This window comes from Microvirga yunnanensis, assembly GCF_025460875.1.
Map to the genome: position 1 here is coordinate 19,926 of NZ_JAMXFI010000006.1, position 23,513 is coordinate 43,438.

23 protein-coding genes and 1 pseudogene are annotated in these 23,513 nt (G+C 60.2%); 9 read left to right on the forward strand and 15 right to left on the reverse strand.

The window, feature by feature from the left end:
• Positions 1-264: 264 nt before the first annotated feature.
• The 7 genes from NF876_RS04600 to NF876_RS04630 are packed head-to-tail and all read right to left on the reverse strand — an operon-like array spanning position 265 to position 6,894.
• Complete coding sequence (locus tag NF876_RS04600; protein WP_262267673.1) at positions 265-1,317, reverse strand: ABC transporter substrate-binding protein; 1,053 nt, start codon at positions 1,315-1,317, stop codon at positions 265-267.
• Positions 1,314-2,489 carry an NAD(P)/FAD-dependent oxidoreductase gene (locus NF876_RS04605; protein ID WP_262267674.1) on the reverse strand — a complete coding sequence of 392 codons (1,176 nt, stop codon included), beginning with the start codon at positions 2,487-2,489 and terminating at the stop codon, positions 1,314-1,316. Before NF876_RS04605 ends, NF876_RS04600 begins: the two co-directional genes overlap by 4 nt.
• A complete protein-coding gene (locus NF876_RS04610) occupies positions 2,486-3,862 on the reverse strand; it encodes an FAD/NAD(P)-dependent oxidoreductase (RefSeq protein WP_262267675.1) in 1,377 nt (458 codons plus the stop codon). The genes NF876_RS04605 and NF876_RS04610 overlap by 4 nt, the downstream gene beginning before the upstream one ends.
• Positions 3,859-4,149 carry a (2Fe-2S)-binding protein gene (locus NF876_RS04615; protein ID WP_262267676.1) on the reverse strand — a complete coding sequence of 97 codons (291 nt, stop codon included), beginning with the start codon at positions 4,147-4,149 and terminating at the stop codon, positions 3,859-3,861. Before NF876_RS04615 ends, NF876_RS04610 begins: the two co-directional genes overlap by 4 nt.
• A 10-nt stretch (positions 4,150-4,159) precedes the next feature.
• Entirely contained in the window at positions 4,160-4,954 is a 795-nt protein-coding gene (locus NF876_RS04620; RefSeq protein WP_262267677.1) for an ABC transporter permease, read from the reverse strand.
• 4 nt (positions 4,955-4,958) lie between these two features.
• Entirely contained in the window at positions 4,959-5,819 is an 861-nt protein-coding gene (locus tag NF876_RS04625; RefSeq protein ID WP_262267678.1) for an ABC transporter permease, read from the reverse strand.
• Between the two features lie 10 nt (positions 5,820-5,829).
• Positions 5,830-6,894 (reverse strand): ABC transporter ATP-binding protein, encoded by a 1,065-nt coding sequence (locus NF876_RS04630; protein WP_262267679.1) that lies wholly within the window; start codon positions 6,892-6,894, stop codon positions 5,830-5,832.
• Between the two features lie 179 nt (positions 6,895-7,073).
• Between NF876_RS04630 and NF876_RS04635 the strand changes: the two genes are divergently transcribed.
• Positions 7,074-7,886 (forward strand): IclR family transcriptional regulator, encoded by an 813-nt coding sequence (locus NF876_RS04635; protein ID WP_262267680.1) that lies wholly within the window; start codon positions 7,074-7,076, stop codon positions 7,884-7,886.
• 357 nt (positions 7,887-8,243) lie between these two features.
• On the opposite strand, the gene NF876_RS04640 is transcribed toward NF876_RS04635, so the two are convergent.
• The 7 genes from NF876_RS04640 to NF876_RS04670 form a co-directional block, all read right to left on the reverse strand.
• Positions 8,244-9,293 (reverse strand): ABC transporter ATP-binding protein, encoded by a 1,050-nt coding sequence (locus NF876_RS04640; RefSeq protein WP_262267681.1) that lies wholly within the window; start codon positions 9,291-9,293, stop codon positions 8,244-8,246.
• Positions 9,294-9,332: 39 nt separating this feature from the next.
• Positions 9,333-10,529 (reverse strand): ADP-ribosylglycohydrolase family protein, encoded by a 1,197-nt coding sequence (locus NF876_RS04645; RefSeq protein ID WP_262267682.1) that lies wholly within the window; start codon positions 10,527-10,529, stop codon positions 9,333-9,335.
• On the reverse strand, positions 10,526-11,947 hold the full coding sequence (locus NF876_RS04650) for an extracellular solute-binding protein (protein ID WP_262267683.1): 1,422 nt from the start codon (positions 11,945-11,947) through the stop codon (positions 10,526-10,528). The genes NF876_RS04645 and NF876_RS04650 overlap by 4 nt, the downstream gene beginning before the upstream one ends.
• A 28-nt stretch (positions 11,948-11,975) precedes the next feature.
• Positions 11,976-12,674 (reverse strand): carbohydrate ABC transporter permease, encoded by a 699-nt coding sequence (locus tag NF876_RS04655; RefSeq protein WP_262267684.1) that lies wholly within the window; start codon positions 12,672-12,674, stop codon positions 11,976-11,978.
• Complete coding sequence (locus NF876_RS04660; protein WP_262267685.1) at positions 12,671-12,877, reverse strand: hypothetical protein; 207 nt, start codon at positions 12,875-12,877, stop codon at positions 12,671-12,673. The genes NF876_RS04655 and NF876_RS04660 overlap by 4 nt, the downstream gene beginning before the upstream one ends.
• Positions 12,877-13,758, reverse strand: a complete 882-nt coding sequence (locus NF876_RS04665) for an ABC transporter permease (RefSeq protein ID WP_262267686.1) — start codon at positions 13,756-13,758, stop codon at positions 12,877-12,879. The genes NF876_RS04660 and NF876_RS04665 overlap by 1 nt, the downstream gene beginning before the upstream one ends.
• Positions 13,759-13,842: 84 nt before the next feature.
• Positions 13,843-14,886, reverse strand: a complete 1,044-nt coding sequence (locus tag NF876_RS04670; protein WP_262267798.1) for a LacI family DNA-binding transcriptional regulator — start codon at positions 14,884-14,886, stop codon at positions 13,843-13,845.
• Between the two features lie 139 nt (positions 14,887-15,025).
• On the opposite strand from NF876_RS04670, the gene NF876_RS04675 reads away from it, so the two are divergent.
• Both NF876_RS04675 and NF876_RS04680 read left to right on the forward strand, forming a co-directional pair.
• Complete coding sequence (locus tag NF876_RS04675; RefSeq protein ID WP_262267687.1) at positions 15,026-15,928, forward strand: ribokinase; 903 nt, start codon at positions 15,026-15,028, stop codon at positions 15,926-15,928.
• A gap of 98 nt (positions 15,929-16,026) precedes the next feature.
• The gene (locus NF876_RS04680; protein ID WP_262267688.1) at positions 16,027-16,881 is read left to right on the forward strand and encodes a class I SAM-dependent methyltransferase; all 855 of its coding nucleotides are present in this window, start codon (positions 16,027-16,029) and stop codon (positions 16,879-16,881) included.
• 165 nt (positions 16,882-17,046) lie between these two features.
• Here the strand turns inward: NF876_RS04680 and pcm are convergent.
• Positions 17,047-17,542, reverse strand: a pseudogene (gene pcm, locus NF876_RS43095) (protein-L-isoaspartate O-methyltransferase); the annotation flags it as partial.
• 76 nt (positions 17,543-17,618) lie between these two features.
• On the opposite strand from pcm, the gene NF876_RS04695 reads away from it, so the two are divergent.
• From NF876_RS04695 to NF876_RS04720, 6 genes are all read left to right on the forward strand, one after another.
• The gene (locus tag NF876_RS04695; RefSeq protein WP_262267799.1) at positions 17,619-17,729 is read left to right on the forward strand and encodes a hypothetical protein; all 111 of its coding nucleotides are present in this window, start codon (positions 17,619-17,621) and stop codon (positions 17,727-17,729) included.
• A 498-nt stretch (positions 17,730-18,227) separates the two neighbouring features.
• Positions 18,228-19,073 (forward strand): ABC transporter substrate-binding protein, encoded by an 846-nt coding sequence (locus tag NF876_RS04700; RefSeq protein ID WP_262267691.1) that lies wholly within the window; start codon positions 18,228-18,230, stop codon positions 19,071-19,073.
• Positions 19,070-19,654 (forward strand): SCO family protein, encoded by a 585-nt coding sequence (locus tag NF876_RS04705; protein ID WP_262267692.1) that lies wholly within the window; start codon positions 19,070-19,072, stop codon positions 19,652-19,654. Before NF876_RS04700 ends, NF876_RS04705 begins: the two co-directional genes overlap by 4 nt.
• Entirely contained in the window at positions 19,620-21,134 is a 1,515-nt protein-coding gene (locus NF876_RS04710; RefSeq protein ID WP_262267693.1) for a GAF domain-containing protein, read from the forward strand. The genes NF876_RS04705 and NF876_RS04710 overlap by 35 nt, the downstream gene beginning before the upstream one ends.
• Before the next feature lie 429 nt (positions 21,135-21,563).
• Positions 21,564-22,886: a group II intron reverse transcriptase/maturase gene (gene ltrA, locus NF876_RS04715; protein WP_262267694.1), complete on the forward strand. Its 1,323-nt coding sequence runs from the start codon at positions 21,564-21,566 to the stop codon at positions 22,884-22,886.
• Between the two features lie 433 nt (positions 22,887-23,319).
• Positions 23,320-23,460, forward strand: a complete 141-nt coding sequence (locus tag NF876_RS04720) for a hypothetical protein (protein WP_262267695.1) — start codon at positions 23,320-23,322, stop codon at positions 23,458-23,460.
• Positions 23,461-23,513 lie beyond the last annotated feature (53 nt).

The window sequence follows — 23,513 nt, forward strand, 5'->3', positions numbered from 1 at the left end:
TCCTTTTGGCACACCTGCGACCTCAGCCAGAGGGCAGCAATCCTTACGTAACCGGACGTTCCTAGAGGTCATCGGATTGGCAGAGGATGACCCAAAGCCGACTTTGGATGCATGACTTAAATCGCTGCGGAAAGCAGGAGTTCGGGCACTGCCTATCTGGCTCGCCGCAGGTCTCAGTTGCGCTCTGGCGTTCTTTAATGCTCCAAGAGGCATAAGAGGGCCAAAGGCGGGCGCTTGATGCGTCCGCCTTGTCCGAAAATCGTGTCAACGTTCGATGGTCTTGTTCCAGCGGCTGTTCCATTCAGGCCGCTTCTCGTTGATTGTATCCCAATCGAGTGTGACGGCAGTCTTCATGTACTCGTGGAACTTCTTGAGTTTGGCCTCTGCTTCAGGCGTGGCGGCTTTGGCTTTCACGTTCGAAGGAACGATGTTGCCGTATTGGAGTGCCTTGCTCTGGGCTTCCGGCGACAGGAGATATGCAGCAAGCTTCTGAGCCAGTTCCGGCTCGGTGTTGTTCGCGATGACACACTCGGTCACCATCAATACGACGGAGCCTTCCTTAGGCTGAGCATATTCCACTGGGATGTTCTTTTCCTGGTGAGCCGCCACGGCCGTGGGCGTTAATGGGAAGATCGCGGCTTCTCCAGTCTGAACCATCTCGGAAATCTTCGCCGAGCTGGGAATATACTCGATCACGTTCGGGCCGATCGTGTCCTTGAACTTGGAAAATCCCGGCTCAACATTCTTCTCATCGCCGCCCTGGATCCGGTTGAACATCAGGAAGGCATGCAGGCCAAAGGACGAGGCCGCAGCGGATTGGAACACAACCTTCCCCTTGTACTTTGGATCGGCAAGATCCGTCCAGGAGGTCGGCGGGGCCCAGCCCTTTTCTTCAAACATCTTCTTGTTGTAGGCGAGACCCGTCATGCCAAGGTCTATGCCGACGGCCATGTCGTTCTTCAGTCGGGCTCCCGGAGCGAGATCGGCCAGAGCCGGCGTATCCTTGATCTTCTCGCAGAGGCCAGCGCCAATGGCGCGCACCATGACGCCGTCGTCGAGAAACATCACGTGCATCTGAGGATTGCCTTTGGCCGCCGTGGCCTTGGCGAGAATATCGGACGACGTACCCGGCACGACGACGACCTTCACATCGTTCGCCTTCTCGAAATCCGGAAAGACATGCTGCGTGTAGGTTTTCTCGAAGTTGCCGCCATTCATGCCGACATAGAGCGTCTTGGTCTGCGCCTGGGCCGCGCTGGCGGCGGTCATGGCAAGGGCAGCGAAGGCCGCGGTCTGTAGGAACTTAGACTTGGTCATCTCAAGGTTTCCCTCTTTTGGGGCTCGGGGACGGTACCCACAGGGGAGCCCTGGTCCATGCGGGCAAATCGGTCGATAGCAAAAGCGTCAATCGGCGTTGGGCTTTCACCGTCACGGATGAGTTCGGCCAGGACTTCGCCGACACCTGGTGCGATCTGGAACCCGGCGCCTGAGAAGCCGAAGGCGTGAACAAGATTTGGCGTTGTCCGGCTGAAGCCGATGACAGGACTCCGATCCGCCATCTCGCCTTCCGTGCCGCTCCAGAAGCGGATGGCATAGGCATTGCGCAGGCCCGGGAACAGAGCTGCCGCGCGGTTCATGATGGTGACGGCACCGGTGTCTGTGGGGCGCGAGAAGTCCGGATCCGCCGTCGGCTCGCCGCGCATACCGCCGACGATGCAGTTGCCGCGCTCTACCTGGCGCGCATAGATGCCGCCGCCTTCGGCGCCGATGTTCACGTTCATGAACACGTCCAGCGGTTCGGTGACGATCATGCTCGGGTAGATGCGCTTGAGGGGTACCGGTTCCCCAAAGGCCTCGGCGAAGGTGCCCGCCCAAGCCCCGGCGCTGTTGACGACGAACCGCGCCTTGATCTCTGTCCCTGTCTTCGTCGACAGATGGAAGCCCTCAGACACCTTCTCGACATGGGACACGGGGGTATGCTCGAGAACCTCCGCTCCGGCCCGGCGGGCCGCAAAAGCGAAGGCTGCGGAAACAAGGCGCGGATTGGCGTGTCCGTCCCCAGAGCAGAGCGAGGCTCCCGCGACACTTCCTGCGATCCAGGGAAACCGCTCCCGGAGCTGGTTGTGGCCGATCAGCTCGAGGTCTAGACCCAACTCCGCAACGCGTGCGGCATAGGTTTCGAGGGATACCATTTCGGCTTCCGTCCGGGCTACCTTGAGGTGGCCCGAGCGCACAAATTCGCCATCGATGCCGATGAGTTCCTTCAGGCGCGGCCAAATGGCATGGGCGCGCTGGGACAGGGCAATCTGCTCAGGAGGGCGCCCCTGTCGCCGCACGCCGCCGTAATTGACGCCGCTTGCCTGCGCGCCGCAGAAGCCCTTGTCGAGGAGAACGACGGAAAAGCCCATCCGCCGAAGGGCGAGCGCAGCGGAGCTTCCGACGAGTCCGCCACCGATGATCGCGACGTCCTTGAGAATGGTCCGGCTCATGCCGCTTCTCCATCTGCCATAATCTCGAGAGGGAGGGGCTTGATGGGCGGCTGTGCACGCAGTCGGCCGGCAGCCTCCAGCGGTTGGCCGTGAGTGGCTGCCAGGATCTCCGCCGCGGCGGCTGCGCACATTCGTCCCTGGCACCGTCCCATGCCGATACGGGTCAGAGCCTTGAGACGATTGAGTTCGTGCACGCCCTGATCGTGCGCAGCAGCACGCGCGTGGCCGACGGAAATTTCCTCGCAGCGACAGAGAAGAACATCGTCAGTGACACTGCTCGCCCATGTATCGGGGAAGGGGAATGCAGCCTCGAGAACGTCGCGGAACCGTTGGATCGCGGCAAGTTTGCGTTCCAGCACCGCGATCCGCGCGGGATCAACGGAACGGCCTACATCCTCGAGGAGGGCGAAACCCACCCGCTCTCCTGCGAGCTCGGCAGCGTCGGCCCCGGAAATCCCGGCCCCATCGCCTGCGATATAAAGACCGGGTACACTGGTGCGCCCTGCCATGTCGCGTTCAGGGCGCCATGCACGATCCCGCTCGTCGAAAACGAAGCGGCACCCTGCGAGATCCGCAAGCTGTGTCTCGGGGCGCAGGGCAAAGCCGTATCCTACGGCATTGCAGGCAAGGCGATGTTCTTTTCCTCGCTCACGCCACACAATGCTCTCGACCTGGGTCTCGCCCTCGATCCGATCCGGTTCGACGCCGAAATGCACTGGGACGCCGCGTGCCATGAGTTCCGCCGCATAGCGGAATCCGCGCATCACCACGCCCGGCTGAGACAGCAGACCGCGCAGGAGATGAAGCTTCGCCGAGAAGGGCGCCGTGTCGAGCACGGCGGCAACCTGGGCGCCAGCTTTCATGTATTGCCAGGCGACAAGATAGAGCAGGGGGCCCGAGCCGAGGAAGACGACCTGCTCGCCGATGGCGCAGCCTTGCGACTTCAGCGCAATCTGCGCACCGCCAAGGGTGAAGACACCCGGGATGGTCCAACCTCGAAAGGGGAGGACGCGATCGGTGGCGCCTGTGGCGAGAATCAGGTGACTGAAGTCGAGACGGCGGGTCCGGCCGCCGACCGCCACATCAGCGGTCTTGTCTCGCACGTTCCACACCAGAGCCTGCGGAAGATAATCGATGCGGTCCCTGAGGCGGGCGAAGGTTTCGTGCAGCGCCGTCGCCTTCCCGGCCTCTGATCCGTAGAGGTCGCGTGGCGTGCGCTCATCGGGCACGAGCCTCTGGCGATAGATTTGTCCGCCACCGGACACTGCCTCGTCGACGACGACCGGCCTGAGGCCCGCGCTCACCAGGGCCTGGGCGGCCCGGATGCCGGCCGGGCCGGCGCCGATGATCAGGGGTCGAAGGGCGTCGCTCACGATCTCGGCTCCGTCATGGTTTGAAGATTCATCCCCGGCTCGAGAACCGTGCTGCAGGCGCGGATGCGCTTGCCGTCGCTTGTCAGGACCCAGCAGTCCTGGCATGCGCCCATCTGGCAGAAGCCGGCCCGTGGGGCACCTGAGAAGTCGCTGAGGCGCAGCCGATCGGTCCTGGTGAGAATGGCGGTCAGAACCGTGTCGCCCGCAACGCCGAAGCAGGCTTCACCGTTCAGCGTAAAGGCAATCGGGGGAAGCTTGTGGCGGGCAAGGCGCTTGAGAAGAGCCATATCGTTTTCCTCAGCGCTGCCCGACGAGGATGCGGTCGAGTCCGAAGGCACGATCCAGCACCAGCATGGCGATGGCCGTGATGGCGATCATCAGGGCCGAGACGGCCGCCATCATCGGGTCGATGGACTCCGTCGCGTACATGTACATGCGGACTGGCAGCGTGACGGTTGCGGGCGAGGTGACGAAGATCGACATCGTCAGCTCGTCGAAGCTGTTGATGAAGGCAAGCAGCCAGCCGCCTGTGATCCCGGGCAGGATCATGGGGGCAGTGATGCGGCGAAACGCGGTCCATTCCCCGGCGCCAAGCGTCCGTGCGGCCTGCTCGGCACTGCGGTCGAGCCCGGATAAGGCAGCGAGCACGAGACGGAGCACATAGGGCGTCACGACGATGATGTGTGTGGCGACAAGCCAGGCAAAGCTGCCCGTGGCGCCGATGAGTGCGAACAGACGCAGAAAGGCGACACCGAGCACCAGATGGGGGATGATCAGCGGTGACAGGAACAGGGCATTCAGGAAGTCCCGGCCCGGAAACGTGTAGCGACTGATGGCGAGTCCCGCAGGTACGGCGAACATGACAGCCAACGTTGCGGAGAGGGTCGCCAGCCAGATGCTGTTCCAGAAGGACGCCACGAAATCCGGATGAGCGAAGACAGCCGTGAACCAGCGCAGGGACAGACCGGTCGTCGGCAGGCTCAATGTGTTCTCGGGCGTGAACGCGACAAGGCAGATGATGACGAGCGGTGCCAGGACGAAAGTCAGGACGAGAATGTGAAAGATGAGAGCGATGGGGCCGTTCTTCTGCATGGTGTCACCCGAGGGTCCGGCGTGCACGCGCCTCGACCATGCGGTTGTAGGCCAGCATGATGCAGAGGTTTGCGACAAGCACGATGATCGCGATGGTGGCTCCGAGGGGCCAGTTCAGCTCCTGCAGGTACTCGTCATAGACCAGTGTCGCCGCCATCTTCAGGCGGCGACCGCCAAGCAGAGCCGGAACGGCGAAGGCGCTGGCCGATAGCCCAAAGACGATGAGGCTGCCGGACAGCATGCCCAGCGTCACCTGCGGCATGACCACCCGGCGAAGAGCCGTGAAGTGTGAGGCGCCGAGCGTCCAGGCCGCCGCCTCGACCATCGGATCGAGCTTCTGCAGGGCCGTCCACACCGGAATGACCATGAACGGCAGCATGACGTGGACGAGAGCAATGACGATGGCGGTCTCGGTGTAGAGGATCCTGACCGGCGGGAATCCGAGAAGCTGCAGTGCTTGATTTACGAGGCCCTGCGCGCCGAGCAGCATGCTCCAGCCGAACGTGCGGACCACCACGGAAACAAGCAACGGGCCGATGATGACGAGAAGGAAAACCGAGCGCCACGGATCGCTCATGCGCGACAGGATGTAGGCTTCCGGAACCCCGATCGCGGCACAGATGACCGTCGTCAGCGCCGCGATCCGTAGGGTTCTCCAGAAAATCTCGAGGTAATACCCGTCGGTGACGACGGTGACGTAGTGGGACAGGGTGAATGTGTTCTGGATGCCGGCGGAATGATCGTAGGCGTGAAACGATAGGATCACGGTCAGAGTCAGCGGCAGCAGCACGAGGCCGGCAAAGAACAGGGCTCCGGGGCCGGCAAGCAGCCATGGGGCGGAAGGGGTGCGGGAATGTGGAGTCATCTTGCCCCTCTCAAGCCGCTGCGGCGGTGCCAGCGATGACGCGCAAGTTGGCGGGCGACCAGTCGAGGCTCACCGCAGAGCCTTCCGCAGGCGGCTCGCCGCCTTGGTTGGGAGCGGAGACTGTCATGGCCCCAAGCAGGGTCTCGACCGTGAAGAGCCACTGGCTGCCGAGGAAAAAGCGGCTTGAGACGCGTCCGTCGAGGCGGCCCGCACCAGCCTCGCGCAGCAGGATCTTCTCCGGGCGGATCGACAGCGTGACCGGCGCGCCGGCAGCGATCTCTGGAGCGGAGGCCTCCAGCAGGACGCCTCCGATGTCCACGGCGCCGGATGCGCCATCGCAGCGCCAGGTGCCGGCCAGAAGATTGGTTTTCCCGACGAAGGACGAGATAAAGGCGTTCGAGGGTTGTTCGTAGAGGCGGTAGGGCGCGTCGACCTGCGTCATCTGTCCGCCTTCCATCACGACCACACGGTCGCTGATGGAGAGCGCTTCGGCCTGATCATGCGTTACCATGATCGTCGTCGTGCCGACCTTGCGCTGGATGCGACGCAATTCGAACTGCATCTCCTCCCGCAGTTTGGCGTCAAGATTGGAGAGGGGCTCGTCCAACAAAAGTACAGGCGGCGCGATGACGAGCGCGCGGGCGATTGCGACACGCTGCCTCTGGCCGCCTGAGAGCTGACGCGGATAGCGGTCGGCAAAGGAGGAGAGTTGGACCAGCGAGAGCGCTTCGCGTACGCGCTCCGTGCGTTCAGCCGACGGCACGCGCCGCATCTCGAGGCCGAAGGCAACGTTCTGCGCAACCGTCATATGAGGAAAGAGGGCATAGCTCTGGAAGACAACGCCCAAACCGCGGCGATTGGGTTTCTCGCGAGTGATGTCGCGACCGTCGAGCGAGATTCGCCCATAGGTCGGCTCGACCAACCCGGCGATCATCTGCAAAGTCGTCGTTTTTCCGCAGCCCGATGGGCCAAGAAGCGAAACGAATTCGCCCTTCTCGATTGTGAGATTGACATCGCGCACGGCCGTGAACGTACCGAATTCCTTCGAAACCCCTTCGAGTGCCAGGAACGCCATACAATTCCTCCAATCCCTGCAGCGCTTCAGGTCGCAGCCTGAGTGAGCGTGGTGCCTGGACCCAGATCACGGACAGGATGCGAGACCAAGTCAATGGATCAATTCCAGCTTATGAAATTTTTTTGACATTCCTTTCAGATGCTGAAATAAATGGCCTGGAATAATGAGACAAATTACGAATGTCTGAAGATACATTATCCGGGATTAGGAGAGCCCTTGGAATCCTTAAGATTCTTGGGAGCGAAAATACTCAAGGCATGCGCCTCACCGACATCGCCGCTGCAAGCGGGGTCAGTCAGCCTACCGCCCATAGAGCTCTGAAGGCCTTGATGGCAGAGGGGTTCGTCGAGCAGTCCGAAGCCAGCCGAAGGTACCAACTGGCCCTCGACTTCTTCGTGCTCGCAGCGCGGGCTGCGCATGCAGGTGGGCTGCGTAGTACGGCACGGCCAGCTCTTCTACGCCTGTCCTCAACACTGAGCGATAGCGTCTTCCTTCTTGTCCGTAGCGGTTTTGATGCGTTGTGCCTAGACCGTGTGGAGGGGCCATTCCCGATCAGGACCTTTACGGGTGACATAGGCGGGAAGGTACCGCTCGGAATTGGGCAGGGCAGTCTCGCTATTTTATCCCATCTGCCAGAGGATGAGCGGGAGGCGATTATACGCTTCAACGTTCCGCGCCTCCTCGACCGGGGCAGCTTCGACGAGGTGGGGCTGCGGATGCAGATCGAGAATGTCCGCAAGAAGGGATTTGCCAGCCTCAATACGGGCCTCATTCCCGGAATGGCTGGGGTCGGCGTTCCAATCCTGGATACGGAAGGGCGAGCTGTCGCCGCTTTGAGCATCGGGACCTTGTCGGAACGATTGGAGGGAGAACGTCTGCCGCTGGTGGTCGAATTGCTGCAGAAGGAAGCGAATGGAATTGGTCGACAACTCAATCCGTTCGACCCAACCCTGCGCTACCCCGCGCGAAGCCTTGGAGCAGGGTCTGCATGATCATCCCAGAGAACTAACTCTCGTCTTAGCTATCAAAGGACCGCTCCTGGCACTCCTGAGACGTAGGCCCCTGGTCCGCTTCGGCAGGCATGAACTGACCTTCGTTGAGCTGCCGGAATGTGAAACATTGACCCACTGCGGACCTTGGATGCCGTCCTTCCACCCGGTATACGGTAGCAAAAGCCACCAGATCGCTCTGTCAGATCACGGGATGAGGTCCACCCCCGAAATCGCGGCGACGAAAGGCACTGCGAACAACAGCACCTTAGGCTTAATGTTGAAACACGAAAACACGTCTTCAATTCTCATCGCTTGCTCCCCCTTGGGCCGCAAGTCCAATGCTCGACAGGTTTGCTCCTATCTAACGCGCGCTCCACTTGCCCTGTCGAATAACAATACTTTGTTAGCGTCGATCTCAAGCTTTACCCTCGCCCCTACTGACACCAGTGGGCCGCCTTGCACGATGATATGGATGTCCTGCGCCCCGACCTTCACGACGATCTCCTGATCCTCGCCGGTTGGCTCGACAAGGGTTACAACGGCATCGACGCCCTGGTTTCCGAGACGGATGTGTTGTGGGCGGATCCCGTAGGTGATTTGTGAGCCTTGGGGCATCGCTTTCGGCAGCGGGAGCGAGATACCATCGCTCGTAATGCCATGGCCTCCGTGGGTCTCGACATGAAGTAGATTGATTTCGGGTGTACCGATGAATCCAGCGACGAAAACATTGGCGGGATCATTATACAATTCCAACGGTGGCCCAAATTGCTCGATCTTGCCGCCGTTGAGGACGACGATCTTGTCTGCCATGGTCATGGCTTCCGTCTGGTCGTGAGTGACGTAAACGGTGGTCTTGCCAAGTCGCTGGTGGAGCTTCTTGATCTCGCTACGCATCTTCACGCGCAGCTTGGCGTCAAGGTTCGACAATGGCTCGTCGAACAGAAAGGCTCTTGGATCGCGGACGATAGCCCGTCCCATGGCGACGCGTTGACGTTGTCCCCCTGAGAGCTCCCGCGGGTAGCGATCCAACAGCTTTTCAAGTCCGAGAATCTGGGCGGCATTCTCAACCCTGGCACGGATCTCAGGCTTGGGCGCACCGGCAAGCTTCAGCGAGAAGCTCATGTTCTCGGCGACTTTCATGTGCGGGTAGAGAGCATAGCTCTGGAACACCATGGCGATGTCCCGCTCCTTGGCGCGCATGTCATTAACGACCTTGCCGCCGATCCTGATCTCGCCGGCGCTGATATCTTCCAGCCCCGCGATCATCCGCAACAGTGTCGACTTTCCACAGCCCGAGGGGCCGACGAGAACGACAAATTCCCCATCACCCATCTCAAGCGAGATATCCGACAGCACCGGCACGTTTCCATAGCTCTTGCCGACATTCCTCAATTCAATTTCCGACACTTCAGCCTCCCTGACGCAGTCTTTTATCTCTCGGCGCCTTCACGCTACTTCGCTGACGAGGGAGCCAGCGAGGCTCCTCCGCATCGCGGCGGTTGCCTGTTCCGATCTCCAATCGGCCTGCTGTATCTCGATGACGGTATCGCAGAAGGCATCGGCGGCCGCGAAGAGATCCAGTTTGTTGGCTGCGTCGAGAAGGCTGGCATCATCGCGGTCGATGATCGTCTCGCCGTGCATGGCCCCAAGGATCGCTCCGGCCATGACGCCAATCGAGTCCGTGTCACGCCCAGAGTTTATGCCATCCTGGATCGTCTTGTAGAAATCGCCGTCATTGACGACAGCAAAGCCGAGCGCTAGAGGCAGTTCCTCAATCGCATTGACGCGCGACGGTCGGTAGGCTTCGCTCGGCACACCAGCCTTCTTGATCGAGTGAACGACATCGTCGCCCATTGGCGAGTATTTAGCGATGATCGAATGAAACGTCTCGACGACCCGAGCGTGCTCGGCGCCCTTCAGCCCGTGTGCCGCCTCGACGATGTCCTCGATCGCCTTCTTCGTGCCATCCTTGGCGAGCGCGAGCGCCTCGTCAACGATCCTATCGACCGTGGTGCCAGGCACGAAGGCTGCAGCGACCGCCGCAGCCAGAACCCCGGCGGCCTCAAGCCCAAAGCTCTGTTGATGACCTGAAGCGAAACCAATAGCCTCGTCATACGCGGCCTTCGGGTTGCAGGCATTCACCACGCCGATCGGTGCGATATACATCGCCGCGCCGCAGTTCACCATGTTCCCGATCCCACCTTCGCGCGGATCGCAGTTGGTGAGCTGATGGCGCTGGAATATCCATTTCTCCGGATAAAAAAGTCGTTCGATCAGCATGGCCTCTCGTTGCAGTTCCGGGACCCAGCGAGGCGTCCAGGCGATCTCCCGAACCATTCCTTCTGCCATATCCCAAGCATCGAGGTGCCGCCTGACGTCGTTATAGACGGACATCAGGCATAGGGTCATCAGTGTGTCGTCGGTGACAATGCCGCCGCCCCTTACTCGCCAGTTGCGAGCAATGCCGCTCTCCGACATCTTGTGCCATTCGGTTTTCAGGGAGGTCACGCGACCATAGCGTTGACGAATCTGTTCCGCCGAGAGTTTCTCGACCGATGCTCCGAGGGCGTCGCCGTAGGCGACGCCAAAGAGAACCGCACGAATTCGCCCCTTGAGAGAGAGTGCAGCGACATCATTCTTCATTTCAGTACCGTCCTTGCATATTCGGTCAACCGGTTGCCCCCGACGGCCTTCCACTCACTGACAAATTGGTCCCACTGGTCCATCTTTGCCTGCCCGGAAATGAACTTGTACGTCCACGCCCGGTAGACGTTCTGGACGGAATCCAGATCGGTGGCGTATTCGGCGGGCCAGATGAACGCGTTGTCCGGCTTGTAGCTCTGCGAAACGTTCGTCAGGAATTGCTTGCTTGCGTCGCTCATCAGGCCGTCCGGTGCCTTCCAGTTCGCCGCTGCGATGAAACGGGCATACCAAGTGGACATCTTGGCCGTCGGCTTGATGGCATTGCCATCCTTGGTGTACTGCTCGCCCTCGAAGCCGAGGCGCTCGATCGCCTGTCCCTCAGGGCTGGCGACGAAGTCGAGGAATTTGATGACCTCTGCCTTGTGCTTGGATGTCGTGGAGATTGCGAAGCCGCGTGATTCCTTGGAAACGTCGACGGCGGCTAGGCCCTTGCCACCAGGACCTTGGGGTGGTGGCAGCAAGGTGAGCGTCGGGTTTGCGTCAGGATTGGCTTGCCGCATCTTCCCGCCGTAAACATCGACATTCTCAGCCGATGACGAAAAGACCACGCCGACGCGGCCGGAATAGAACTTGTCTTCCTTGGTGTCCCACTTCGTTGTGATGTATTCCGGATCGAGCAAACCCTGCTCGCGAAGCGAGGAGTAAAAGGCAATCTTTGCCTTTTCCTGTGCAGAGACCTTGGAGGAAATCCATTTACCACTCCCATCCTTGACCCATGTTGCGCTGACGCCGAAGGCCTGGTTGAAGACGGAATCGACCTCATCCATGTTGCCCGGCGCGGTCAAGCCATAGGTGTGGTCGCTGCCGACACCGCCGAAATTCCCGGATTTGATCGCCTTGCACAGGGTTACATAATCGTCGACGGTTTTCGGTTCCGACAGGCCCGTCTTGCTCAACCAGTCGCTCCGCATCACGGGCTGCGACACACGCGGCGGAAACACGTAGAGCAGATAAGGATAGTTCTGCAGGCGCGCGGTATTGTGCGGGTAAAGCGCGTCTTTCAGGTAAGTCGTTTTAGGCAGCCAGTCGTTCCAGCTTTCCAGAATGCCCTGCTCGGACATCGTGGCATCGCCGCCCTGGAAGTAAATGAGGTCGGGAATGTCGCCGGAAAGCAGCATGGCACTGAGCTTGTCGGCATAGCCTGACGCCGGCAAGTTGACGATTTCGATCTTGAGATCGGTGCCCTTTGCCTTCAGTGCCTGCTCGTACATGTGCATGAGCTTGACGTCATCAGGATTGGTGTTGAGCAAATCCTTTGAGACGACGCGGATGGTCACCGGCTCAGCCCAGGCAGGCATCATGGTTCCGGCAAGCAGCGCGATGGCGCTGACGGTCCTTATCGCAGACTTCATAAGCATGGGTTTTCCTCCTTGTATAGTTGGTTATTCAACCCTTCAGCGCACCGCTCATGGTGCCTTTGGTGAAGAATTTCAGGATGAGCGGATAGACCGCCAGGATTGGAACGATCGTCAGCAAGATCATGCCCGCGCTGAGCGCTCGGATGTTGATCTGGCTAGCGCCGGTGTAGTTGACCGAGTTCTCCAGCCCAACCATGGCAATCTTGTCGCCTTCGACGACGAACTGTCTCAACACCACCTGAAGCGGCCATTTTGACTGGTCGTTCAGGTAGATCATCGGCCGGAAGAAGTCGTTCCAATGGAAGACGAAGTAGAAGAGCGCGATCGTCGCCAAAGCTGATTTCGAGACAGGCAGCGCGATATGCCAGAAGATCTGGAAGGCGTTGGCGCCATCGAGCTCGGCGGCTTCCAAAACTTCGCTCGGAACTTCTTCGAAAAAGCGGATCAGGATGATCAGATACCAGGCGTTGACCACCTTGAACAGGATGACCGACCAGTAACTGTCGATGAGCCCGAGCCGCTTGTTGAGGAAATAGTCCGGGATCATGCCGGGATCGAAGACAATCGTGACAAGCACGAGCACCAGGATGGTACGGCGTCCCGGCAGGCCAGGACGCGACAGGGCCCAGGCCATCAGGGCCGTGAAGAATACACCAAGCACCGTGCTCGTAAGGGTGATGAAGATCGAGTTCGCGATACCGCGTTGAACCGCCGGATTGGTGATCAACAGCCACCAGACGTCGAAGAAAATCCGTTCGGAACGATCGTCAGGCCGCTCATGCGGGCGACTCTCGAAGGATCCGACAGGGAGACCGCCAGAAGGTTTAACAGCGGCTGCACCATCAGGACCACGAGGATCATCAAGGTCGAAAGAATGACCGCATATTCGAGCCGCTCCAGCGGCGTCCGGCGCATTTTGTCTGTGATCATCACCAGACCCCCTTGCCTGTCAGTTTTTTGGAAAGATGATGAGCGCCGCTAATCAGCAGCATCCCAAGGATCGCCTTGAAAAGGCCGGCCGCGGTTGCAAGCGAATACTGCCCGGTTTGAAGGCCGATCCGGTAAACATAGGTGTCGATGATATCGATCTTGCTTCGGACAATATCGTTGGTGAAGTTGATGACTTGGTTGAGGTCGGCATTAAGGGCCATGCCCGCGTTCAGAATGAACAGCGTGGCAATCGTTGGTATGATACCCGGGATCGTTACATAGAGGATCTTCTGCCAGCGGTTGGCGCCGTCCATCTCGGCTGCCTGGTACAGCTCCTGGTCGATCGCGATGATGGCTGCAAGATAGAGCAGGCTGTCCCACCCGGCCGAGCGCCAGATTTCCGAGAACACCAACACCCAGCGGATGGTGCCGGTTTCGGTCATGAAGGAGACCGGCCCCATCCCGAAGAAGCCAATCACTTCATTGACCGCACCTGTGCTTGGCGACAGCACAGCGATGAACACGCCGGCGATCACTACCCAGGATAGAAAGTGCGGAAGATAGATGGCGGATTGGATAAACTTGCGCGTGCGGCTACCACGAACTTCGTTGAGGAGCAGCGCGACGACGATCGGAACGGGAAAAACGAAGACGATCTTCATCGTCGAAATGATCAGCGTGTTGGCGAGAACCTGCCAGAAGATCGCCGACGAGAACAGCAGCTCGAAATGCTTCAGGCCCACCCAAATATTCGGCGGGATAATACGCAACTGTTGAAAGGCAATCTTCGCTTCCCAGATCGGCATGTAGTGAAAAATGAAGAAGAAGATCAACGCCGGAGCCATCATCACGTAATACGGCCACCAGTCGCGGAGACGCATTCTGGTTTGGGTTCGCGCTTTGGGAACGTTCCCAAATTTTGCGCCGATAGAGGGCGAAATAACGTTTCCGCTCATTGCAGTTATTTACCTCCCTGCGGCCAATCTTACGGCGCGTGCGCCCGACAGATTCGCCAATGATCCACGCTCGACAAGTCGGCATGGTACATAAACTCGGCCGTGCTCCGGGCGCCCAGCCATCTCATCAAACAGACAAGTTATTGCTGTCGAGCCGATCTTGCGGCCATCTTTTTCGATTGTGGTCAGAGCTGGCCAGGAAAAAGCACCTGACGGTATGCCGTCAAAGCCGAGGATCGACACATCCTCCGGGCAGCACAGTCCGACATCTCGGACAGCCAGAATAGCCCCGAGCGCCATAAGATCGTTGGCGCAGAACACCGCAAGGTGCCGCCCTTTCGGCGTGGCCTCCAGCAAACGGGCCATCGCCAGCCTGCCGCCTTCAACCGTGTAGTCGCCATCTTCCCCTCGCAGCACGGAAGGATCTACATCTCGTTCAACGCAATGATCATGGACGGCCCGCAGAAATCGCGCACGCGCCAAGCGAGACTTCGGACCCAGGATTAATGCGGGCTCAACATGTCCGTTGGCCACAAGAACATCCATCCCAAGATGCACGCCTTGGGCGATATCCGACCCGACACTGGAGGTGTCAGGAAACCGCTCAGCGCTGGAGCCAATCAACACGAAGGGCAATCCAAACCGGTCCAGACCATCCAAATTGTCGGCGACAGGATTGATGATCGCACCGTCAACCCGCGCCTGCCGTAGCGCCCGAAGGTGCACAGCTTCTTTGCCGGCATCCCAGTCAGACGAGAAGATCAGCAACGACATACCATTTTTCGCCGCCTGGTCCTGTGCACCGCGCGCTACATCGGCCCAGAACGGATTCGTTATGTCTGGAATGACAAGGCCGAGAAGCCCGCTTCGACCGGAGCGCATCCCCACCGCAAGATGGTTGCGCTCATAGCCTGTCGCCGCGACGGCTGCGTTGACGCGTTCAGCGGCCTCGTCGGAGATGTTGGAGGCCCCGGCAAGCACGCGAGCAACGGTGCTCTTCGAGACACCCGCCTTTTGTGCGACATCGACGATCGTCGCCCTGCGACTCATCACCTTCTTCAAAGGTCACTCCTCCCATCAACGGACGAACACATTCGCGGTTGACGTGGGAACGTTACCACGCCAATACGAGGATAGCAACGTGCTCTGCAGAACTTTTCAGAGCTTAGGTATATATTGCAGGGAGGGCGGAATGATCACAGTTATAGGCTCGATCAACATCGATCTAGTTGCCAAAGCGCAGCGGCTGCCAAGACCAGGTGAGACTGTGGCCGGCCGTGACTTCACTACGAACGCAGGCGGGAAAGGTGCCAATCAGGCACTTGCCGCACGACGTGCCGGCGCAGATGTTAAGCTTGTTGGAGCCGTCGGCAAGGACGCCTTTGCAGATGCAGCTTTAGTTTCGCTTATCGAGGAGAACGTATGTCTTTCGGACGTCAAAAGGGTTGATGAAGCCACGGGAACAGCCCTTATCAGTGTGTGCGATGATGGCGAAAACTCCATAATTATTATTCCTGGTGCAAATGGTGCTCTAACGATCGCAGATGCCGAGGAGGCGGTCGCCGCGATGGAGAGCGGCGACATATTGATGCTGCAGTTGGAAGTGCCTGCAGACGTCGTTGAAGGAGCACTCAAAGTAGCTCGCTCAAAGCAGATTAGAACCGTGCTGAACATCGCCCCGCTGGTTCCGTCTGCACCGGAACTCGCCCTGCTGGCCGATATTGTTGTTGCAAACGAGACGGAGTTTCACCTCTTGGCTGGTGAGAGCAAGGTCTTGCCGGGAGAGTACGAGCAAATCCTTCGACGGACGCATCGGAGATCGCAACAAACTTTCATTGTTACTCTTGGTAAGGATGGCGCAATTGCGATCGACAAAGGAAATGTCTATCGGGTTAGTGGCTTAACAGTTACGGTAATTGACACTGTCGGGGCGGGAGATACGTTTTGCGGCTATCTCGCCGCCGGTCTCGCTGCGAGCCTACCCTTTCCACAAGCGCTTCGGCGTGCAGCAGTTGCTGGATCACTGGCATGCATGAAACCTGGCGCCCAACCAGCCATCCCATTTTTGCTTGAAGTCCAACGATACCCCTTTTGACCGCTGAAGACGGCAAATGCGTTGTTACATCCCCTTGTCGTGCTTCGGCAGCCGAATTTGCATCACGGGGCCGAGCAATTCGGAGAGCATAGGGAATCGTGGGGCAACAAGGTTGCTCGCAGTCTTGGCTCTCATTGTACTGCCGCGGGTCGGGATTGATCGTCGCCTCTCAAGGGGGTCTCTCACCGGCGTGCCCCACATATCCTTATGCTCCCCATCCTGCTGCCGAGGCGATCGCCGCTCGCCTCGCTTACGACCTCACTCGCTTCGAAGCCGATCGGGAGATGCTGCGCGGCCTGGTCGAGCGTAGCCTGGTCTTGGACCGGCTCCTGCGTGCCTTCCTCAACCATCATCCCGACGCTCACGTGCTCAGCCTCGGGTCCGGCCTGTCGACCCAGTTCGAGCGGGTTGATAACGGCCGGCTGCACTGGGTGGATGTCGATCTCCCCGAGGTTGCGGAGTTGCGACGCTCCCTCTTCCCGCCCCACTCGCGTAGGCAGCTAGTGAGCGCCTCGGTCACCGCGGCAGGCTGGACCTCCATCGTGGGAGATCTGCATGGCCCGACTTTTGTGGTCGCCGAAGGTCTCTTGATGTATCTCGAGCCTGCGCAGGTTTTTCGATTGGCGCGAGACCTCGCCGAGGTGCAACGGGGTGGCCCAGCCGAGTTGGCCTACGACTACTACTGTGCCCAGATGGTCGGGCAGGCGTGGCTGAGCGCGTCCCTGCGTCAGCTCGGTGCAGAGTTCAAATGGGGGCTAACATGTCCGGAGGACCTGTCGCTCGAGGAGCCGCGCTGGGATGTGATTAGCACCTACCCGGTGATGGAGCGGCTGGGTTGGCCGTACGATAATTTCTGGTCGTGGTATCGCTTGTTCACAGGCGTCCGTCCCTATGGCATTGCCCATTTGCGGCTCTTCGACGGCGCTTCAGTGGCATGCGACGCGGGGGCTTGAAGGAATGTTTCGTGGTAACCCGGGCAGCGGCCGACGACAATCTGACCTACGTGTGCCCATTTACGCCCATCTGTCCCGACGCAATCCCCCCTGCGCTGCCCGAATTCGGAATCGACGCGGCCATCTACTCGCGGATCAGAGCTCCGGCCGGCCCACGATGCCCTCTCAGATCACTGTTTCCAAGATGCCGAACCGCACCGGAATCACCGTTCGCGCCCTGATCTGTCCGTCGTCTGCTTTGTCGATGACGGTAAGGTGTTGGACCTCCTCTGGGCCAAGGGGCAGGACCATACGACCTCCCGGAGCGAGTTGCTCCAGCAAGGCTGGCGGCGGCACCTCGGCCGCGGCTGTAACCAGGATCTTGTCAAGGGGGGCATGCTCAAGCCAGCCACGGGTGCCGTCGCCCACCCGGACGGCAACGTTATCGCGGCCAAGTTGCGACAAACGTGCCTCCGCATGGCTCGCGAACTCCTCCACCATTCTCGACGGTCCAGACCTTGCGGGCAAGTTCGGCCAGAACGGCAGCCTGATAGCCCAAGCCGGTGCCAACCTCGAGCACAGCCTCATGAGGCTGTGGATCGAGCAGGTCGGTCATGAAGGCGCAGATGAAGGGCTGAGACACAGTCTTGTCGAAACCAATTGGCAGAGGCGTGTCGTGGTAGTGTTCCTGTCGCGCACCGGTGACGGTGCCGCTCGCGGCCAAGCTGTTGCGGGTCACGCCCAAGGCCGTCGACCTGGTGCTGGCCCCGCTCCGCGGAGCCCTGCCCAGGGAACTCACCGGCCGCACCTGCTATTGCGCCCGGGGCATCGTGGAAGCCTCCCCAATTGCATCTCATCCCGGACTTTAGATCCATCTTGACCGATTCCAAGCTTTTAGTCCGGGGCGACATTGCAGCGGCTGGAGATTGGCTGGCCCATAGTGAATTCAGTCTGGAAGGCTTGGCGATAGAGGCGTAAAATTGCCTCCAGGCAGGGATGGCGCGGTCTATGTCCGCAAGCCAGACAATGCCAGGATTGTGCCGTTACAGGAACTGGAGCGGCAACGTTCTCGCCTCATTGGGCGCATGGACGGGGAATGCCAAGAGGAAATACGCGAGGACGGTGCGCTAATCGACAATTGGTCCTGATCATTCCTCCAAACGGGAAGACAGGCCTCATTCGATATCAAGTGGAGGAGACGCTCCATGCACAGCACTTCGACCCGCCGCCATGTCCTCGCCGGCCTCACGACAGCCGGGCTAGCCGCCCTGCTCGATACCCGGAGAGCCTCCTCCGAGGAGACACCACTCGAAACGACCACCGTTCGCTTCTCCAAATCTCCCGGGATCTGCAACGCGCCGCAGTTTGTGGCAGAAGACCTGCTCCGCGCCGATGGTTTTTCCGACTTCCGTTACGTAGATGCAGTGGCCGGTCTGACCGCCACAGCGATGCTGGCCCGCAGCGAAGTGGACTTTGTTGTTGAGTTCGGTACCGCTCTGGCTCTGCAGATCGATCAAGGGGCGCCCCTCAAGATCCTCACCGGCGTGCATGTCGGGTGCTACGAACTTTTTGCACATGAGGGCATCAACAGTGTCCTCGACCTGAAAGGCAAGACTGTCGGCGCCGGACAGAATCTGGGATCCGACCCGCATGTCTTCGTGACAGCAATGGCGGCCCATGTCGGGCTCGATCCGCTCAAGGACATCAACTGGGTGACGAGCGACGTCAATCCGATTGAGCTGTTCACGCAGGGCAGGATCGACGCCTTTGTGGCTTTTCCGCCAGAGCCGCAGGAGCTCCGCGCTCGCAAGATTGGCCATGTCATCGTCAACAGCATTCTGGACCGCCCGTGGTCCCAATACTATTGCTGCATGCTGGCCACCAATGCGTCTTATTTGGAGAAGCATCCGGCGGCTACCAAACGGGTCGTGCGTGCTGTCCTCAAGGCCACTGATCTCTGCGTCTCGAATCCCGAGCAGGTGGCTACGCTCTTGGTGAATGGCGGCTATACCAAGCGGTACGATCCCGCCCTTCAAGCCCTCAAGGAAATCTCCTACGCCAAATGGCGTGATTACGACCCAGAGGATACGATCCGGTTCTACTCCCTGCGCCTGCATGAGGCCGGCATGATCAAGTCGAGTCCGCAGAAGATCATCGCCAGCGGCACAGACTGGCACTTCCTCAACGAGATCAGGCGCGAGTTGAAAACATGAGAAAGCGGTCTCTTTATCTCTTCTTGCTCGGCCTTCTCTCCTGGCCGGTGCATGCCCATGACGCACCGCGCAACCAGCGCCTTCCAATCATTCGGACAGCACCGGACTTTACCCTGACGTCACAGGACGGCCATCGCGTGTCGCTTCACGACTTCCGTGGCAAGGCGGTCGCGGTCACCTTCATCTTTGCGTCCTGCACGGACACCTGTCCGCTGCTGACCGACAACATGGTGCGCGTGCAGGACAAGCTCGGATCCACATTCGGGTCCGGGATCGCCTTCCTGTCGATCACCGTCGATCCCGAGCGCGATACGCCCGAAGCACTGAAGCAATATGCGCAGAACTTCGGCGCCGACTTGAAAGGCTGGGCCTTTCTGACCGGTGATCCCGGCGCTATCCGTGAGGTCGAGCGAAAGTACGGCGTCTTCGCGAAGAAGACTCCGTCCGGCGATGTCGACCACACCTTCCTGACGTCACTTATCGACCCGAAAGGAAATCTGCGCGTGCAGTATCTCGGCGTCCGGTTCGACCTGGAGGAGTTCCGCGGTGATCTTCTCAAGCTCCTCGACGAGGCCGAATAACATCAGGAACTGGCTGGTCGGCTGGGTCGCCCGGGTACCGGCGCGCGTTCAGACCAAGCTTTTGGCCGCGTTTCTCTCCATCGTTGGGCTCCTCATCGTGCTCGGGGCGGTAGGCCTGCAGGTATTGAGCGGGGTCAACGAGCAAACCGATGTGCTGATCCGCCAGCAGCGCAAGATCGCGGCCTATCACCAGGTTCAGCACGATACCACCAGCCAGCTCTACAGCATCTCGACGGCGCTTCTGCTGCAGGACGACCGAATGCTCGATGCCGCGCTCCGTCAGCTCAGGCAGTTCGGCTATGACCTTGATCGCATGGAATTCATTGCCCGGGACGAGGCTGAACTCCTTGCTCAAGTCCGCCAGGACTATGACCGCCTCACCGCTGAGGTGACACGGGTCGTAGACCTCATCCGCACCGGCCAGACGACTGAAGCGCGGACAACGCAAGTGGCGCAGATCATGCCGCTGGCGGACCACCTGGAACGGCTGACGAACCAGCTCGTCAACATTGCCGAGGCCGACATGGTGGACGCGATCGAGACGACCGAGAGGGCCTACGCCACCTCCCGGATCGTTGTGATCTCGTTTGCCGTCAGCAGTATCCTGTTGGCGCTCGGTCTTGGATACATCATCTCATGGTCGCTGATCGAGCCGGTCAAGGAAATTGAGACCCATCTCAGCCAGATCGCAGCCGGCGACTTTGCCCAGAAGGTCACGATCACCAATCGTGATGAGCTCGGCGTGCTCGCTCAGAACGTCAATCGGACATCCGAGCAGCTCGGGCAGCTTTACCGGCAGATTGAGGCCCGTACGCACGAGCTCACCGAGGCACTGACCTACCAGACCGCCACTGGTGAGGTGCTCAAGGCCATCAGTCGCTCGACGCTTCACCTTCAGCCTGTGCTCGACACGTTACTGGAGACCGCCGCCCGGTTGTGTCGGGCCAACCGTGCTCTCCTGTTCCGCTTGGACAATGGCCGTTACCGGCTCAGGGCCTCGTACTGCTTCTCCGATGAGTTCAAGCGGTTCCTCGAGAACAACCCCATCAGTCCGGATGCGATCGGGACCATTGTCGGGCGCACCACCAAGGAGCGTCGCGTGCTTCACTATGAGGATGTCGCGACGGATGACCGGTACAGGTGGAAGGAAGCCCAGGCCTTCGGAGGCTTCCGCACCGTGCTCGGCGTGCCCCTGTTGCGAGACGGGGAACCGATCGGCGCGATCGTTCTCTCTCGTCCCCATGTCGAACCCTTCACCGAGAAGCAGATCGATCTAATTACAGTCTTTGCTGATCAGGCGGTGATTGCCATTGAGAACGCACGCCTCGTCCGAGAGCTGAAGGAGCAGTCAGCAGCACTGGCCGCCTCGGTCGAGGAGCTCAAGGCTCTGGCTGAGATCGGTCAGTCCGTCAGTGGCAGTGCGCCCCGAAGGCGCGGATCACCAGTGGAGGAGGATTCCACCCAGAGAGTTGTCGATTGATCTGGTAGCTGACGAGCGGTTCGGCCGGGCAACCGGACGGGCCGGAGCCTCGTGACAAAGGTCGCTGTAAGGCGGCTGAGCAATCCGATGGGCCGTAACGTGAGTGAAGCCTGAGCAGGCCTCGAAAGTGACAATGCGGATGCCGACCCTCCTGCCATTTGGGGAAGGCCGCGCGAGCGGGGAAGCAATCGACACATGCACCCGCTCGATCCGCCGGGGTAGTGGGCACGGCACGTCGGAAGGGTGATGCGGGTAATCGGGGGAGACCCGTCCTGTGCGAGGGTAGCGGCCTCAACGGTGGTGTCAGACGCCGGCCAAGGCGGGAGTCGGACAGGGTCATACGAGCGTTGAAGCTGGGTAACGCCGGCGGAGCAAAGGACCCTGACTTCTGGTGCGCTTTCGAAGCTGGGGAGGTGAGGGTGATTGACGATGAGTCTAGGAACACCTGAGAAGATCCGGATCCTTCAGAGAAAGCTCTATTGCAAGGCGAAGGCGCAGCCTGCCTTCCGCTTCTATGGGCTCTACGACAAGATCTATCGTGATGACATTCTCCGTCACGCCTATGGGTTGGCCCGCGCCAATGCGGGGGCTCCAGGGGTGGACGGGATGAGTTTCGAGCAGATCGAGACGCAAGGCCTGGAAGTCTGGCTGGCGGGGTTGCGCGAGGAACTGGTCTTGAAGACGTACCGGCCCGATCCGGTGCGGCGGGTGACGATCCCGAAGCCGGATGGCGGCGAGCGAGCGCTCGGCATTCCGACCATCCGGGATCGGGTCGTGCAAACCGCCGCAAAGCTCGTGCTGGAGCCGATCTTCGAGGCCGACTTCGAGGACAATGCCTACGGCTATCGCCCCGCTCGCGGGGCGGTGGATGCGGTCAAGGAAGTGCACCGGCTGATCTGCCGGGGCTACACCGATGTGGTTGATGCTGACCTGTCCCGCTACTTCGATACGATCCCACACCGCGAACTCCTGCAATCGGTGGCGCGGCGGATCGCAGATGGTTCCGTGCTGCGGCTGATCAGGCTGTGGCTGAAGGCACCGATCGAGGAGCGGGATGCCGATGGAACCCGGCGCATGAGCGGGGGCAAGAGCAGTTCGCGGGGTACGCCCCAGGGTGGCGTCGCGAGCCCGCTGCTCGCCAACATCTACATGAACCGGTTCCTGAAGCATTGGCGGCTGACCGGACGCGGTGAAGCATTCCGAGCCCATGTGGTCTCGTATGCCGACGACTTCGTCATTCTCAGCCGCGGTCGTGCGGCCGAGGCACTGACGTGGACGAAGGCCGTGATGACAAGGCTTGGGCTGAGCCTCAACGAGGCCAAGACCTCGCTGAAGGATGCCCGCCAGGAGCGCTTCGACTTCCTCGGCTACTCGTTCGGGCCTCACTATTACAAGGCGAACGGCCGACGGTATCTGGGCGCGAGCCCGTCCAAGAAGAGCGTGCAACGGCTCAAGACGAAGGTCGCCAACCTGCTGACGCCCGGCCACACTGGACCATGGGAAGAAGTGCGCGACACGCTGAACAGGTCCCTGTGCGGCTGGTCGAACTACTTCGCCTATGGAACATCTCGTCCGGCCTTTCGCGGGATGGACCAGTACGTCACTGAGCGCGTGCGTGCCTTCCTCGCCCGACGGCATAAGGTGCATGGGCGCGGCACCCGACAGTTCACCTACGACGTGATCCATGGTGAACGCGGTGTGCTGGCTCTGGAACGCTTGCCCCGACCTGCCTCGCCGTGGGCCTTGCGATGAAGCTGGTCGGAGAGCCGGATGCGGTAGCGCCGCACGTCCGGTTCGATGAGCGGGGATGGGAAACGGGGCGTTGCCGCATGGTCCAAGCTACCGCGCCCATCCTCGACTCTACCTTCTCGGAAGGTGACCGATGGTCTGCTCTGGCAAGGAACAGCGGAAGTTCCGTGCGGGCATGGGATCGTCAGCGCGTGACCCAGGGCGGACTTTTCACCCAAACCGGGTGATTGGTTCAGGCGGCTTGTAGAACCTCCACCAAAGTGCGAGCGAAGCTCCCGCTTGCCTGTAGAATTGCCCGTTCTGCCCTTGGCTGTTCAAGAAGCCAAGGGCCCAGGCAAGTTTCTATGTCGGCCTGTGGATCGGAAGGACGCACAGGCCGGATTATCAGGCCGACGGCAGGAGCCGATGATCAGCGCCTTCCACCATTGCCCCCGCCATGACCGCCCCCATTGTCATTTCCGCCACCATTGCCATTGCCGCCTCGACCGCCCCCGGCACCCGCGTTGCCGCTGCCACCACCGGGATTGGAGGGATCGGTGCCCTTCACGTCGGTACTGGTGTTGTCGGCAGGCTCTGATCCGTTGCCGAGGCCGTTGTTGTTGCCCGGCCCCTGACCGTTTCCGTTCCCCG

Bases quoted from the DNA above. Each gene is read 5' to 3' on its own strand.
- NF876_RS04600 (WP_262267673.1), bottom strand. From the start codon at position 1,317: ATGACCAAGTCTAAGTTCCTACAGACCGCGGCCTTCGCTGCCCTTGCC.
- NF876_RS04605 (WP_262267674.1), bottom strand. From the start codon at position 2,489: ATGAGCCGGACCATTCTCAAGGACGTCGCGATCATCGGTGGCGGACTC.
- NF876_RS04615 (WP_262267676.1), bottom strand. From the start codon at position 4,149: ATGGCTCTTCTCAAGCGCCTTGCCCGCCACAAGCTTCCCCCGATTGCC.
- NF876_RS04620 (WP_262267677.1), bottom strand. From the start codon at position 4,954: ATGCAGAAGAACGGCCCCATCGCTCTCATCTTTCACATTCTCGTCCTG.
- NF876_RS04625 (WP_262267678.1), bottom strand. From the start codon at position 5,819: ATGACTCCACATTCCCGCACCCCTTCCGCCCCATGGCTGCTTGCCGGC.
- NF876_RS04630 (WP_262267679.1), bottom strand. From the start codon at position 6,894: ATGGCGTTCCTGGCACTCGAAGGGGTTTCGAAGGAATTCGGTACGTTC.
- NF876_RS04635 (WP_262267680.1), top strand. From the start codon at position 7,074: ATGTCTGAAGATACATTATCCGGGATTAGGAGAGCCCTTGGAATCCTT.
- NF876_RS04645 (WP_262267682.1), bottom strand. From the start codon at position 10,529: ATGAAGAATGATGTCGCTGCACTCTCTCTCAAGGGGCGAATTCGTGCG.
- NF876_RS04650 (WP_262267683.1), bottom strand. From the start codon at position 11,947: ATGCTTATGAAGTCTGCGATAAGGACCGTCAGCGCCATCGCGCTGCTT.
- NF876_RS04660 (WP_262267685.1), bottom strand. From the start codon at position 12,877: ATGATCACAGACAAAATGCGCCGGACGCCGCTGGAGCGGCTCGAATAT.
- NF876_RS04665 (WP_262267686.1), bottom strand. From the start codon at position 13,758: ATGCGTCTCCGCGACTGGTGGCCGTATTACGTGATGATGGCTCCGGCG.
- NF876_RS04675 (WP_262267687.1), top strand. From the start codon at position 15,026: ATGATCACAGTTATAGGCTCGATCAACATCGATCTAGTTGCCAAAGCG.
- NF876_RS04705 (WP_262267692.1), top strand. From the start codon at position 19,070: ATGAGAAAGCGGTCTCTTTATCTCTTCTTGCTCGGCCTTCTCTCCTGG.
- ltrA (WP_262267694.1), top strand. From the start codon at position 21,564: ATGAGTCTAGGAACACCTGAGAAGATCCGGATCCTTCAGAGAAAGCTC.
- NF876_RS04720 (WP_262267695.1), top strand. From the start codon at position 23,320: ATGACCGCCCCCATTGTCATTTCCGCCACCATTGCCATTGCCGCCTCG.